Consider the following 14183-nt stretch of genomic DNA (forward strand, 5'->3'; position numbering starts at 1 on the left):
AAAGTGGTCGAAAGGGACAATAAAAAGTTGTTTATGTGTAGATATGATCCCAAGCTTTTGAAAAATGACAGTCTATGGTAAAATTAGCGAGTATGAATAAATTAAGAATAGGTGGATTTTATGAAGAAAATCGTTATCAATGGTGGCCGTTCACTAACAGGTGAAGTAACGATTAGTGGGGCAAAAAATAGTGCTGTGGCATTGATTCCGGCGGCTATTTTAGCAAATTCCCCAGTGATTTTAGAAGGTGTCCCTGATATTCAGGATGTCCATTCATTAATTGAAATTTTAGAAATTATGGGTGCAAAGATTACTTTTTCAAATAACGTATTAGAAATTGATCCAACAGAAATCGTATCTGTGCCAATGCCAAATGGGAAAATCAATAGTTTACGTGCATCGTACTATTTTATGGGAACATTATTAGGAAAATTTGGTGAAGCTGTAGTTGGCTTGCCTGGTGGCTGTTATTTAGGTCCGCGACCAATTGATTTACATGTTAAAGGATTCGAGGCGCTAGGCGCACAAGTTACAAATGAACATGGCGCAATGTATTTGCGAACTGAAAATGGCCAAATGCAAGGAAATCGAATTTTTATGGATGTTGTTTCTGTAGGTGCGACAATCAATGTCATGCTTGCGGCAGTAAAAGCAAAAGGCCAAACAATTATTGAAAACGCGGCTCGTGAGCCAGAAATTATTGACGTTGCGACATTATTGAACAACATGGGTGCAAACGTTCGTGGTGCAGGTACGGACATTATCCGTATCGACGGTGTTGATGAATTACATGGTTGTCGTCATTTCATGATTCCTGACCGAATTGAAGCGGGAACGTACTTAGCTCTTGCAGCAGCTGCAGGAGATGGAATAAAAGTAAAAAATGTTATTTATGAGCATCTTGAAAGCTTCATTGCTAAATTACAAGAAATTGGTGTCAAAATGAAAATCAGTGAGGACGAGATTGAAGTCTATCCGGCAACGGAGTTGAAAGCTGTGAATGTGATGACTTATCCATATCCAGGTTTTGCGACAGATTTGCAACAACCATTGACGCCATTATTGTTAATGACATCTGGCACCGCAGAAATCATTGATACGATCTATGCCAAGCGTGTCAATCATGTACCTGAGCTAGCGCGAATGGGTGCAGACATTTCAGTTGAAGGAAACATGATTATTATAAATGGTCCAAGTAAGTTACATGGGGCAGAAGTTGTGGCATCTGATCTTCGTGCAGGAGCTTGTTTAGTTATTGCTGGGTTGCTAGCAGAAGGAACGACGACAATTTATAATGTCGAATATATTTTACGTGGCTATGATCATATTATTGAAAAGTTGACTGCTTTAGGTGCATCAATTGAAATGATTGAGGAAGTGGAGGCCGAATGAGCGATTATTTGACAATGGCGGAGCTGGAAAATAAAACGTTAAAAGAAATTTACAGTTACGCAAAGGATTTTAAAATTCCTTATTACAGTAAAATGAATAAAAAAGAACTCGCACTCTCTGTCATTCGTGCACAAGCAGAAAAACAAGGATTCTATTATATGGAAGGAATTTTAGATATCGTAGGACAAGATGGGTATGGATTTTTACGTCCAATTAATTATGGTCCCAGTGTAGAAGACATCTATATTTCTGCTTCACAAATTCGCCGTTTTGGTTTGAGAAATGGGGATAAAGTTGCCGGGAAAGCCCGCCCACCGAAAGAATCAGAACGTTATTATGGCTTGATGCATGTTGAAAGTGTCAATGGAAAAGACCCAGAAGAAGCGAAAGAGCGCCCTCATTTTCCAGCACTAACACCTCTTTATCCACAAGAACAGTTAACGTTAGAAACGACTACTAATCGATTATCCACACGAATGATTGACATTTTTTCTCCTGTTGGTTTTGGTCAACGTGGCTTAATCGTTGCTCCACCTAAAGCAGGGAAAACAACGGTTTTAAAAGAAATTGCAAATGGTATCACTGAGAATTATCCTGATGTTGAATTGATTGTTTTATTAATTGATGAACGACCAGAAGAAGTGACCGATTTGGAGCGTAGCGTAAAAGGTGATGTGGTGTCTTCAACGTTTGATTTACAACCACAGAATCATACGCGTGTCGCGGAATTAGTTTTAGAACGTGCAATGCGTTTGGTTGAAGATAAGCGAGATGTTGTCATTTTAATGGACAGTATCACGCGACTTGCCAGAGCCTATAACTTAGTTGTTCCGCCAAGTGGTAGAACTTTAAGTGGAGGGATTGATCCAGCTGCGTTGTACAAACCAAAGAAATTTTTTGGAGCGGCACGTAATATCGAAGAAGGCGGGAGCTTAACGATTCTAGCAACTGCTTTAGTCGATACGGGTAGTCGAATGGACGATGTCATTTACGAAGAGTTCAAAGGAACGGGAAATCTTGAACTCCAATTGTCACGTGAATTGGCAGAAAGAAGAATTTTCCCAGCAATCGACATCAAAAAATCAGGAACTCGTAAAGAAGAGTTATTGATTCCAAGTGCGCAATTAGAAGAAATTTGGAAGCTACGGAAAAATATGATTGGTGATTCTTTGGAATACACTGAGCAATTGATTCGTTTCTTACGAAAAACGAAGAACAATCAACAATTTTTTGCGGAGTTTCAAGATGTTTCCTTTGGTAAGAAAAATCAAATGAGAAATCAAAAAAGATAATTGCAACCTTGAATGAAACATGATAAGATGTTACTGTTGTAAATCGACAAATCAACTCTGGTTCAGCAAATGAAGCAGGGCAAAGGAGCGAAAAAACTATGAAAGCAAACATTCATCCAGATTACCATCCAGTAGTATTCATGGATTCAACAACTGGTTTCAAATTCTTGTCAGGTTCAACAAAATCTTCACAAGAAACAGTTGAATGGGAAGACGGTAATACATACCCAGTAATCCGTGTCGAAGTAACTTCTGACTCACATCCATTCTACACTGGACGTCAAAAATTCACACAAGCAGACGGACGTGTGGACCGTTTCAACAAAAAATACGGTCTCAAAGATCAAAACGCTGCAGAATAATCAAATTATTGTTTATGCAATATTTGGCAGGCCTCATCTTCGGATGGGGTCTGTTTTTTTTTGCAGGTTTTTTATACTTGGTTCTCGACATAGCCGAATTAGTTCATTGAAAACAAGGAAAAAATCGCACATAATAAATTAGTTTGAATCTATATTTTGTATTCACATTTCTATAGTTTGTTCATGTACTTATCTCAAAGTAAGCGCTATCATTTTACTGGGATAAAAAAACTATAGGAGGAATCATGGATGAAGTGTTGGTTTAAAAGTGGAGTAGGGCTGTTGTTGGCAATTGGTGTAGTTGGTGTCTCAGGATGTGGCGTCAAAAATCAAGCAGAGTCAAATTCGATTGACTATCAAGAAACGGAAGAAGCAAAAGTTGATCGAGGGATGGCTAATCAGCCAGAATCTTCTTATTGGTTTCCAGAAGAGTTATTGCAATGGGACTTTTCAAAAGACGAAGATGCAAAATACAATGTTAGTGCTGTACCATTGGCACAACGGGTAGATAAAACAAAGTTGATTCCTTTAAATAAAACACAAAATACAGAGATGAAAGTAGTAGCTTTATCCATTATGAACAGTAGTACCAGCGGCAATGCACCACGAGGCGTGAACACTTTTGATGCCAATGTTTTTTCTAACTGGCAATATATCGATCAATTAGTTTACTGGGGGGGTTCATCTGGTGAAGGAATTATTGTTCCACCAAGTCCGGATGTGATTGATGCGGCTCATAAAAATGGTGTGCCAGTGTTAGGAACTGTGTTCTTTCCACAAACTGCGCATGGTGGAAAAATCGAATGGCTAGATACTTTCTTGGAAAAAGACGCTAATGGGACATTTCCTTTAGTTGACAAGCTGCTTGAAGTTGCGCAAAGTTACGGGTTTGATGGCTGGTTCATTAACCAAGAAACAGATACAGTTGTGACTAGCTTTGATAAAGCTAAAGAAAACAAAAATGCTCAAACAGCAGATAAAGCTGATGGATTGAACAAAGAACATGCCGATTTGATGCAAGAATTTATCAAAGAATTTAAAGGGAAACAAGCTGATTTAGATATCATGTGGTATGATTCGATGACATCTGAAGGAAAAATGGATTGGCAAAACGCTTTGACCGATCAAAACCAAGCTTATTTAGTAGATGCAGACATGAATCCAGTAGCGGATAGCATGTTTTTGAATTTTTGGTGGAATACGGAGCAATTAGCAAGCAAGGAACTTTTGAAAGCATCTAAGAAAAAAGCAAATGAATTAGGCATTGATCCTTATGATTTATTTGCAGGAATCGATGTTCAAGAAAAAGGTTACGCTACCCCAGTTGATTGGGAGTTATTTGTGGATGATAAAGGTGTCCCTTATACTTCTTTGGGATTATACGTTCCTAGTTGGACGTACAGTTCTGCTAGTGATCCAGATGATTTTCAAAATCGAGAAGAACGTTTTTGGGTCAATGACAAGGGAGATCCAACTCAAAATATCGCCTTAAAAGGGCAAGATTGGCCGGGAGTTTCGACGTATGCGCTGGAGCAAACAGCAATCACTTCTTTGCCTTTTGTAACGAATTTCAATACAGGAAATGGGTATAATTATTTTATCAAAGGCCAAAAGGTATCAAGTCTAGATTGGAATAACCGAAGCATGCAAGATATCATGCCGACTTACCGTTGGATAATGGAACATGAAAATAACAATGATTTATCAATTAGAATGGATTATGCAGATGCTTTCAATGGAGGTAATTCATTATTGTTTAGAGGAAATATGACAAAAAATGCGGTTAGCCAAGTGAAGCTTTATCGAATGGAAACAACGCTAACAAAAGATTCAGAGATAACTACAACCGCTAAAGCATCAGATGCTACCAAGCTGGAGATTGTCTTGACGTTTGAAGACGGAAGTACAGAAACAGTTGCATCAAGTCAAAAAGTAACAAATGATTGGACAACCTTGAAGTATTCATTAGAAAAATTTGCAGGAAAAACAGTCACATCACTTTCTTATAAAATAACTTCAGAAAAAACAAATGACACTTATGAATTACATTTAGGACAGCTTGCAATGACGGACTCACCTGCTACAGAAAAAATGGCTGTTGCAAATGCTGAAGTGGAAGATGTTGTTTTTGATGAAGAAGAAAGTAATTATGCAGGGATTCGTTTGACATGGGATAGTAAAGACAGTGAAGCAGAACATTATGAAATTTATCGAATAAATAAAGATAATACTCGTTCTTTCCTAGGTGCAACACCTGCGACGACACATTACATCAATGGACTGGAAAGACAAAAGAACGTGCAACAGACAAAATTGGAAATAGTTCCCGTTGATGCTCTTGGAAATCGAGGCATGGCATCAGATCCAATCTCTTTTGAATGGCCAGATAATACATTACCAAAAGCAAGTTTTACGGCTTCTAAAACATTGGCGGCTCCCGGGGAACAAATTAGTTTCACAAATACATCTTCTTCCAATACGGACAAAGTAACTTGGGAATTTGAAGGTGGCGATATTGAAACAAGTACCGAAAATGAGCCTGTCGTTACTTATGATAAAGAGGGTGTGTATAAAGTAAAACTGACCGCAGAAAATGAAGAAGGAAAAACACCGATTGAGATGGAAGGTTTGATTACAATCAGTCAAAAAGTCCCTGCCGAATTGGTGTTGCTATCTTTAAATGCGAAAACAGAAGCCTCTTCGTTTACAAATGATTCGGAAGCGCCTGAATTTGCAGTTGATGGGAAACTTGAAACAAAATGGTGTGCAACGGGAACACCTCCCCATGAAATCATTGTCGATTTGGGTAATAGCCAAACAGTCAGTGAAGTTCGATTCGCACATGCAGAGGCTGGTGGCGAAAATGCAGATATGAATACAAAGGCTTATACAATCGAAGTAAGCCAAGATGGAAAAGAGTACAAGAAAGTTTCACGAACAATCAATAATACGGAAAAAAATAGCACCAATACCTTTGCCGTGGAACAAGCACGATATGTGAAAGTAACTGTGGATAAACCTACACAAGGTTCAGACACAGCAGTGCGAATGTATGAATTGGGTGTTTATGGAATGAAAGATTTATTGAAATAAAAAATTGACAAGAAGATAGGTCAGCCCTATTGCAAAAAAAGGAAACAAGTGAATAAAAATTTAGGAGCTGTGACAAAACTCGTGTCACAGCTCTTTCTTTTTCCTTTAATTAGACTTTTTTGTTAATCATCAAAAAAGTCTATCCTTTTTCGGATAATCCAGACAAAAAGTTGGCAGTTTGCCAGTTAAAAGGTACACTTAGAAATAGCGATTATCAAAAGAGTTGCTGACAATCATTAAGAGAAAAAAGGACGTGGTCTGAAATGAAAAAATATCGTGGAGCAATTGTTATCTCGGTAATCATTACCTTGTTACCACTTGTGGCAAGTGCCATTTTTTGGGAAGAAATTCCGAATCAAGTTGCGACACATTTTGATTTGAATTGGCAAGCGAATGGCTGGAGCTCAAAGGGATTTGCGTTGATTGGCTTACCATTTCTTCTGGCAGGCTTACAATTATTGGTTGCCTTTTTCGTGTTAAATGATCCAAAGCAAAAAGTGACAAAACGTTGGATTATCTACAGCGTTTTAGGAATCATTCCGCTGATTGCACTTTTTGTTCAAGCATTGACCATCAGTTATGCTTTAGGCAATCAGGCAACATGGTTGATGAAAATTAGTCCCGCTGCATTTATCGGAATCATCTTTATTGTTTCAGGAGTGATTCTGACCGCTGTTCCGCAAAATTATACAGTGGGTATTCGTTTACCTTGGACGTTGAGCAGTGAACAGAATTGGCTACAAACAAATAGACTGGGTGCCAAAACATTTATTGCAGGCGGTATTTTGATGTTACTCGCAAGTTTTGTTTCATGGGAATTTTTAATGATGCCAATTATCGTGATTGTTATTTTGATTCCAACGATTTATTCATTTTGGCTGCATCGAAAAGGAATTTGATAAAGTGAAAACTAGTAAAAATAGCAGAAAATAGGATGAAAATGAACTATTTTAGGAGATGAAGAAGGATGCATATTGAACATTTAGCTGTTTGGACGAAAGATTTGGAAAAAATGAGAACGTTTTACGAAAAATATTTTCAGGCAACAAGTAGTGAACGCTATCGTAATCCAAAAACACAATTTCAATCTTACTTTTTAAGTTTTGGTTCAGGGAGTCGCTTAGAATTGACAACGAAACCACATCTAGCAAATCGAGTCACAGATCATTTAGGCTATGCACACTTAGCGATGGCGGTAGGGACGAAAGAAGAAGTTGATCGTTTTGCTGATCGATTTGTCCAAGATGGCTATCCTTTACTGAGCGGACCGCGAACGACAGGTGATGGTTATTATGAGGCAGTAATCCAAGATCCAGAAGGAAACTTGATTGAATTAACGACAGATGCGATCGACTAATCAAAGATAAAAAAGGTGGTTAAAGCGAATGGCAAGAGATTTTGATTACGAGCAAATGCTAGCTGGTGAACTTTATAAGGCATCAGGTATTTTTCCAGAAAATCGCTCGATTAATGGACAAAAGCTAGCACAGAAAATCAATCAATTACCAATTGATGAAACGAAAAAAATTGTGGCACTGGAAAAAGAACTTTTTGGTAAAACGGGTGAACATATTTATGTCAATCCACCTCTTCATGTCGATTATGGTCGTCATGTGGAGATTGGCGAAAATTTTTATGCAAATATGGATTGCATCTTTCTAGACGTGAATAAAATAAAAATTGGGGATAATGTCATGGTGGGGCCAAGAGTCAGTTTCTTTACCGCAGGTCACCCAACAGATGCAGAAATCCGCATAACAGATTTAGAATTTGGCTTACCGATTACTGTTGGAAATAATGTTTGGATTGGTGGAAACAGTGTTCTACTACCTGGAATAACGGTTGGAAACAATTCGATTATTGCGGCGGGGTCAGTTGTTACAAAAGACGTACCTGATCATACGATTGTTGGCGGAAACCCAGCAAAAGTGATTCGTAAAGTCAATCAAGCTGATAAAGAAAAATGGCAAAAGCAAATGAAAAAATATCACTTGCGTAAGGAAGAACATCTCAATAAAATGAGTGAGTAAAATAGACAGTAAACCAACTAGATAAAAAACGAGACGAGGAAATGTTCTTTCCTAATCTCGTTTTTTTACTTTATTTAATTGAGCAGTGAGGACACTGGCACATTCTCAAAAATATTTTTCTGCCCCAATCCACATTCTTTTCTCAAACAGATATGAACGATTTTTTAGAAGCTGGATACTTCTTCTACCACTTTCTTTTTCCGTTTGTTTATGAAATAAAGGAAGGTACAAATCAATGGAATGATTCCAGAAACAATGTATAATCCTCTGAATGAAGTGAACGATTTCAAGGTTCCCATAATATAAGGACCAACGCCCAATCCTAAATCTAATCCAATGAAGTAAGTAGATAACGCAATACTGATTCGATGTTCACGAACGATTTTCAAACAAACTGCTTGTCCGTTAGACATAAAGGTTCCATAACCAAGTCCAACTAAGGCTCCTGAAACCAGTAACATGAAACTATTGGTTGTTGCACTGAGTAAAAACAAGCCAGCAGTTAAGAAAAGATAGCTAGGATACATGACGTATTGTTCACCTTTCGTATCAAAGATTCGACCTGTCAACGGACGAGTAAAGGTGATTACTAACGCGTAAACAACAAAGAAAAAGGAACCAGCGCTAACTAAATGAATCACTTGCGTATAAGAAGATAAGAAGGACAGAACACTTGAGTAAGATAAGCCCATCAAAAAAGCGATTCCTGTAATAAATAAGGCTTTTTTCTCAATAAAACTATCAACTGTCCATGAAGTCAATTGTTCTCTTTGTTCAGCTGACAAAACAATATTTTTGACAGGGAAGAACAGACAGGCGATAGTGACTAAGAAAACTAAGACAATCGTGAACCAAATAATGAAATGGAAATCAGTCATATTCAACAAGATCATTCCTAAAAATGGTCCAATTGCAGCAGCTAAGCTAGTACTCAAACCATAATAATTGATCCCTTCACCTTTTTTATTCATTGGAATATATGCTGTTACAATTGCATTTGTTGCAGTTGAAACTGTTCCATAGCCAAAACCATTTAAAAAGCGGACAAGGTAAAGAATTCCGATGGAAGGCATGTAAAGATAAGCGATGGTAGTCAACAGGTAAAAAATTGCACCACCTTGTAACGTAATTTTTCGGCCAATCAATTCAAGTTGTTTCCCCATTAATAAACGAGCAAGCAAAGTACCAATAATATAAATGCCAGAAGCAAATCCTGCTTGACTTAAGCTAGCGTGTAAGCTGTCTTGGGCGATAACTGCGATGATGACCATTAATAAATAATAAACGAGATAAACAATAAAGTTAATAAGTGTGATACCAATAAAATGTTTGTTGAATAATTTGTCTTCCATTTGTTTTGCTAATTCCCCTTAATGTACATATGAATATGCTTTTAGTTTTTCGATTTGAACTTCGACATCGTGATAATTTGATGGATAACGATCGACAAGTTGTTGGATAAATAGATCACGTGTTTCCATAAACAATTGTAAGAATTCTTGACACTCTTCATCTGGCGTTTCTTCAACAGATTTAATCAACTCAATTGAGTTTTGATAAGCATCATTTAGGAAAACTAATGATGCTTTCATATCAAATCTTGTGCGGTACGCTGTTTCTAATCGGTTAATAATAGTGTTCATCCAAAATTGCATTTTTTTGACCTCGATTCAGTAATTTTTTTTACATACGGAGTATATCGAAGAAAAAAAATGAAGAAAATGAACTTGGTTATACAAAAAGGTACTTAACAAATGTTACTATCATTAGTAAAATACCTATGAACTTTAAAAATCTTGGAAATCTTGTATTATTTTTTTAGATAAATGTTTGGATGGGGGAGCATGATTGGATAATCGAGCACTAGCAGAATATGTAACAAGTAAAAATATTCCAATTATACGAAAGGGGTATCACAAGTATTTAACATTTGAAGGAGTCGAGGATTGTTACACTTACATCTTGAAAGAGGGAATCGTTAAAGCAAGCGTGATCTCAAACGACGGAAGAGAATTCAATCTAAGATATGTCAATGACTTAGAAGTGGTATCACTAATTAAAGATGAATACTCACAATTTATTGATTCACCTTATAATATTCGGGTGGAATCAGAATATGCGGAGTTTTATCGTGTAAATCGAGTGAAGTTCTGGGAGGACATCAATAATAATCCTGATTTGCAGCATCATGTAAAAGAATTTTACCGTTTCCGCTTATTAAGCGTCATGAAAAAAATGCAACAGATGCTATTAAATGGAAAATTGGGCGCAGTTTGTACGCAGTTGTATGAATTGTATGACATGTTTGGTGTGCGAACACCTGAAGGGTTGCTGATTGATTTTCCAATTACGAATGAAGAAATTGCTAAGTTTTGTGGTATTTCGACGGCAAGTAGTGTCAGTCGAATTTTGAAGCAACTAAAAGATAAGGGGATTATTGCAGTTCAGGATCACCATTTGATCATTACGAATATGGAGCTGTTGGAAGATAATATTATTTTTTAAAAAAGGTTGTGGCGCAAAACGTCTAGCTCTAACACGTTAGCAAGTAAGCAAGCACAATAGTTTGATTAATAGCAAAAGAGGGGAAGACAACACTGTCTTCCCCTCTTTTTAACGGATGTTAGTAACATAATTATTTAAACGACTTAGGATTTGCTTTCAACAACAGTTGTTGAAACTAATTCTTCAGTTTCAGTTTTTTCTTGTTCTAAGGCATGCTCTTTTGCTAATTCATTTTTGTCATAAATTTTAACAAATGGATAGTACATTACGACTGACAGAACAATCAACAGACAGTTTAAAACTGCTGCGCGCCAGTCGCCTCCAGTAGCTAAATACGCACCAATTGGTCCAGGTAGAGTCCAAGGAGCAGTGATTGTAACGGCACTGACAAAACCTAGTCTAGTTGCGAACCAAGCAATAGTTGCGCAAGCCATCGGAGTTAAAATGAAGGGAATAATCAATGTTGGGTTTAAAACAATTGGGACACCAAAAATAACTGGTTCATTGATATTGAAAATGGATGGTGTAATAATTGCTTTTCCTAGTTTTGAAGCGTATTTTGATTTGGCAGTGAAGGCTAGTAAGATAGCAAGGCCGATTGTACAACCAGATCCGCCAATCCAGATAAACCATTGGTAAAAAGGCTCAGCTGCAATATTTGGTAAAGTTTCACCAGCAGCAGCAGCTGTAGTATTAGCTTCTAAGATTTGTAACCATAGTGGACGCGCCAGTGATCCAATAATTGAAACGCCGTGAATCCCAAATGCCCAGAAGAAAGTAATCATGAAAATCAGTAGCAATACACTTGGCAGCGTATCAGTTGCACTGATTAAAGGACTAACAATTTTTGAAACAGCTGAATGCCAGTCAAAACCAATATAATAGCTAATAGTAGAGATAACTAGAATGACGATTAACGTTGGTGTTAATGATTCAAAAGAACGAGCAACTGCAGGTGGTACTTGGTCGGGCATAGTGATTTTGAATTTTGATTTATCTGTTAAGCGATAGACTTCAACTGCAAAAATTGATGTGATGATGCCGACAAACATTCCTCCACCACCAAGGTTCGCCATTGGTAAGACAAAACCAGAAGTTCCAGCAGCATCAGCAGCTTCTAAAGGAATATTTACAGGTACAAAAGTCAACAGAAAAGCAATTGTAGACAGAATGCCGCCGGAAACAACATCTAAGTTGTACGTTTTTGAAAGGCTAGCCCCAATTCCGAATGTTGCATAAAGGGACATGATGTACATGGTCATACGATAAGGTAACAAGATTGTTGTGGCGTTAGAAGACAAAAACTGATAAATGCCCCATGATTGTGGTAGTGGTGGAAAGGCAATAATCAAAAAGAACGAACCAACAATAATTAACGGTAGCGTTGCAATGATTCCGTCACGAATCGCTCGTAAGTGTCGTTGATTGGCTATTTTTGCCATTGGTCCAGCTAAATGTAACTCAATAAAATTAGTGAAAGCTGTTAACATAGTTTACACTCCTTTAAATAAAATCAATTAAAAAATAATTCCTTGATAGATCCAAATGTACGCTAAAATTTCTAAAACAATCAGTGAGATGCCAAAAGTAATAAAAAAGCCCTTACAAAATCCTCTTTTTGTTTGGATGAAATATGGATTCACCGCTAAAACTGTCGCTAAGCTAATGGGTAAGAAAAGCATAACGCCAAGATTGATACTCCAGTTTGCCAAGTAAAATAAATAAGGAATAAAAATACCACCAAAAATGCAAGCAAGTAAAAGTAATCCAGCTGTTTTCACACCAAAGTGAATATGCAATGTTTCATTTGTTTCTCTTTGCATAAAATTACCTCCTTTCAACAATTAATTAAACGCTTACAAAAGATAACAATAAAAAAGAGCGCCTAGAGATCTCTTCTTTTTTAGTATACAGTTAAGAAATTAAAAATCAATATATTTTTTGTTTTTTTGTAATTTTGTTTCTTGATAGAATTGAAATTTCTTTATTTTTTTATATGTTTGAAAACGCATTTCTTAGATGGTATGATAAAGGCAATTAAGAAGGAGGAGGACAATGACAAAAATTTTATGGGGCGGGGCAACTGCTGCCAGTCAATATGAAGGCGGTTACACAAAGAGAGGGATAGACACACAAGACTGTCGACCTTATTTAGAAAAAACATCGAATGCGACAGTGGCTACACGATTGCTAACTAAAAAGACTGTTGAACAAGCGATGGAAGAAAATCAATTTTTTTATCCGTTCAGAAAAGGATCTAGCGGAGAGGAACGAACGGCTGAAGACTTAGCATTACTTAGTGAGTTAGGCTTAGATGTTTATCGTTTATCAATTAGTTGGTCACGCTTATTTCCAAATGGGGATGAAGAGATTCCTAATGAAGACGGAATGAAGTATTACGACGACATTTTTAAAGAGCTAACCAAACAAAAAATCAAAATCTTTTTGACAATCAATCACTATGCGTTGCCACTTCAATTAGTAACAGAACAAGGCGGATGGAAAAATCGTAAAACAATTGATAGTTATTTGAGATTAGTTACAGTTATTTTTAGTCATTGGGGCGAGTTGATTGATTATTATTTACCTTTCAATGAAATCAATGCTGGATACTTTAGTCCTTATAATGGTACGGGATTATTGAAGCCAGAAGATGATGCTTACGCGTACAATGACATCTTTTTAAGTTTGCATCATCAATTTATTGCTAGTGCACAAGCGATTGCTCTAGGGAAAAAAATGAAGGTCAAAGGACAATTTGGTGCAATGATTTCATGTTTTTGTTACTATCCTTTAACACCAAAACCTGAGGATAATTTACAGTTAGTTTTAGATGAACAAATCAATCAATGGTTCTGTATGGACGTCCTAGCAAGAGGAGAATATCCTTATTATATGGACAAATTTTTCTTGGAACACAATGTCGATTTTGAAATAAGTGAAGCAGATCGTCAGCTTTTAAAAGAAAATACTTGTGATTTTGTCTCCTTTTCTTATTATTCTTCAAGTATTAGTTCGGTAGAAGAAAGTCAACAGCAAACGGCTGGAAATTTAGTAGCGACGACAAAAAATCCTTATTTAAAAGCAAGTGAATGGGGCTGGCAAATTGATCCAGTTGGATTGAAGACAACACTGCTAAAGGTGTATGACCGTTATCAAAAACCAGTAATGATTGCTGAAAATGGATTGGGTGCAAGAGATTTGAAAGAGGCAGATGGTATCCATGATGTGTATCGTATCGAATACTTTAAGCAGCATTTTAAGCAAATTTTAGAAGCAGAGCAAGTAGGAGTAAATGTCCTAGCATACTTTGCTTGGGGGATTATTGACATTGTTTCGGCGGGAAGTTGTGAAATGGAAAAACGATATGGTGTTATTTTTGTTGAAGCAGATAACCAAGGAAATGGATCTTATAATCGTTATAAAAAAGATAGCTTTTATTGGTATCAAACATTTATTGCAGAGCAAAAAGCAGAAAGAAGAAAGTCACAAAAAGTGGAGTAGAGGAA

13 protein-coding genes are annotated in these 14183 nt (G+C 36.9%); 9 read left to right on the forward strand and 4 right to left on the reverse strand.

What is annotated here, in order from left to right; genetic code table 11:
- Window positions 1-120: 120 nt before the first annotated feature.
- The 7 genes from AB3I20_RS02725 (at window position 121) to AB3I20_RS02755 (ending at window position 8169) form a co-directional block, all read left to right on the forward strand.
- Window positions 121-1392 (forward strand): UDP-N-acetylglucosamine 1-carboxyvinyltransferase, encoded by a 1272-nt coding sequence (locus tag AB3I20_RS02725; RefSeq protein WP_067480325.1) that lies wholly within the window; start codon window positions 121-123, stop codon window positions 1390-1392.
- Window positions 1389-2684: a transcription termination factor Rho gene (gene rho, locus AB3I20_RS02730; protein ID WP_067480328.1), complete on the forward strand. Its 1296-nt coding sequence runs from the start codon at window positions 1389-1391 to the stop codon at window positions 2682-2684. Before AB3I20_RS02725 ends, rho begins: the two co-directional genes overlap by 4 nt.
- Window positions 2685-2782: 98 nt before the next feature.
- Entirely contained in the window at window positions 2783-3046 is a 264-nt protein-coding gene (locus tag AB3I20_RS02735) for a type B 50S ribosomal protein L31 (protein WP_067480331.1), read from the forward strand.
- A 249-nt stretch (window positions 3047-3295) separates the two neighbouring features.
- Window positions 3296-6139, forward strand: coding sequence for a discoidin domain-containing protein (locus AB3I20_RS02740; protein WP_368026904.1), 2844 nt, complete (start codon window positions 3296-3298; stop codon window positions 6137-6139).
- Between the two features lie 263 nt (window positions 6140-6402).
- Window positions 6403-7038 carry an SdpI family protein gene (locus AB3I20_RS02745; protein ID WP_067480337.1) on the forward strand — a complete coding sequence of 212 codons (636 nt, stop codon included), beginning with the start codon at window positions 6403-6405 and terminating at the stop codon, window positions 7036-7038.
- A gap of 68 nt (window positions 7039-7106) precedes the next feature.
- Window positions 7107-7496: a VOC family protein gene (locus tag AB3I20_RS02750; RefSeq protein WP_067480340.1), complete on the forward strand. Its 390-nt coding sequence runs from the start codon at window positions 7107-7109 to the stop codon at window positions 7494-7496.
- 28 nt (window positions 7497-7524) lie between these two features.
- A complete protein-coding gene (locus AB3I20_RS02755; protein ID WP_071868176.1) occupies window positions 7525-8169 on the forward strand; it encodes a sugar O-acetyltransferase in 645 nt (214 codons plus the stop codon).
- Between the two features lie 164 nt (window positions 8170-8333).
- Here AB3I20_RS02755 and AB3I20_RS02760 read toward each other — a convergent pair whose 3' ends face one another.
- Together AB3I20_RS02760 and AB3I20_RS02765 are read right to left on the reverse strand one after the other, a co-directional pair.
- Window positions 8334-9521, reverse strand: coding sequence for an MFS transporter (locus AB3I20_RS02760; protein WP_067480345.1), 1188 nt, complete (start codon window positions 9519-9521; stop codon window positions 8334-8336).
- A gap of 18 nt (window positions 9522-9539) precedes the next feature.
- Window positions 9540-9824, reverse strand: coding sequence for a hypothetical protein (locus tag AB3I20_RS02765; RefSeq protein ID WP_067480348.1), 285 nt, complete (start codon window positions 9822-9824; stop codon window positions 9540-9542).
- Between the two features lie 193 nt (window positions 9825-10017).
- Here AB3I20_RS02765 and AB3I20_RS02770 point away from each other — a divergent pair, with 193 nt between their 5' ends.
- Window positions 10018-10674 carry a Crp/Fnr family transcriptional regulator gene (locus AB3I20_RS02770; protein WP_067480351.1) on the forward strand — a complete coding sequence of 219 codons (657 nt, stop codon included), beginning with the start codon at window positions 10018-10020 and terminating at the stop codon, window positions 10672-10674.
- Window positions 10675-10817: 143 nt separating this feature from the next.
- On the opposite strand, the gene AB3I20_RS02775 is transcribed toward AB3I20_RS02770, so the two are convergent.
- A complete protein-coding gene (locus tag AB3I20_RS02775) occupies window positions 10818-12164 on the reverse strand; it encodes a PTS sugar transporter subunit IIC (RefSeq protein WP_368026905.1) in 1347 nt (448 codons plus the stop codon).
- A 27-nt stretch (window positions 12165-12191) separates the two neighbouring features.
- The gene (locus tag AB3I20_RS02780) at window positions 12192-12497 is read right to left on the reverse strand and encodes a hypothetical protein (protein WP_368026906.1); all 306 of its coding nucleotides are present in this window, start codon (window positions 12495-12497) and stop codon (window positions 12192-12194) included.
- 232 nt (window positions 12498-12729) lie between these two features.
- Here AB3I20_RS02780 and AB3I20_RS02785 point away from each other — a divergent pair, with 232 nt between their 5' ends.
- Window positions 12730-14178, forward strand: a complete 1449-nt coding sequence (locus tag AB3I20_RS02785; protein ID WP_071868179.1) for a glycoside hydrolase family 1 protein — start codon at window positions 12730-12732, stop codon at window positions 14176-14178.
- Window positions 14179-14183 lie beyond the last annotated feature (5 nt).

The sequence above is a fragment of the Enterococcus sp. C50 genome, from assembly GCF_040887505.1.
Lineage (GTDB): Bacteria > Bacillota > Bacilli > Lactobacillales > Enterococcaceae > Enterococcus_B > Enterococcus_B thailandicus.

Excerpts from the sequence above, each read along its gene's own strand:
- AB3I20_RS02740 (WP_368026904.1), top strand. The coding sequence starts at position 3,296 with ATGAAGTGTTGGTTTAAAAGTGGAGTAGGGCTGTTGTTGGCAATTGGT.
- AB3I20_RS02725 (WP_067480325.1), top strand. The coding sequence starts at position 121 with ATGAAGAAAATCGTTATCAATGGTGGCCGTTCACTAACAGGTGAAGTA.
- AB3I20_RS02775 (WP_368026905.1), bottom strand. The coding sequence starts at position 12,164 with ATGTTAACAGCTTTCACTAATTTTATTGAGTTACATTTAGCTGGACCA.
- AB3I20_RS02755 (WP_071868176.1), top strand. The coding sequence starts at position 7,525 with ATGGCAAGAGATTTTGATTACGAGCAAATGCTAGCTGGTGAACTTTAT.
- AB3I20_RS02785 (WP_071868179.1), top strand. The coding sequence starts at position 12,730 with ATGACAAAAATTTTATGGGGCGGGGCAACTGCTGCCAGTCAATATGAA.
- AB3I20_RS02735 (WP_067480331.1), top strand. The coding sequence starts at position 2,783 with ATGAAAGCAAACATTCATCCAGATTACCATCCAGTAGTATTCATGGAT.
- AB3I20_RS02780 (WP_368026906.1), bottom strand. The coding sequence starts at position 12,497 with ATGCAAAGAGAAACAAATGAAACATTGCATATTCACTTTGGTGTGAAA.
- rho (WP_067480328.1), top strand. The coding sequence starts at position 1,389 with ATGAGCGATTATTTGACAATGGCGGAGCTGGAAAATAAAACGTTAAAA.
- AB3I20_RS02745 (WP_067480337.1), top strand. The coding sequence starts at position 6,403 with ATGAAAAAATATCGTGGAGCAATTGTTATCTCGGTAATCATTACCTTG.
- AB3I20_RS02760 (WP_067480345.1), bottom strand. The coding sequence starts at position 9,521 with ATGGAAGACAAATTATTCAACAAACATTTTATTGGTATCACACTTATT.
- AB3I20_RS02765 (WP_067480348.1), bottom strand. The coding sequence starts at position 9,824 with ATGCAATTTTGGATGAACACTATTATTAACCGATTAGAAACAGCGTAC.
- AB3I20_RS02750 (WP_067480340.1), top strand. The coding sequence starts at position 7,107 with ATGCATATTGAACATTTAGCTGTTTGGACGAAAGATTTGGAAAAAATG.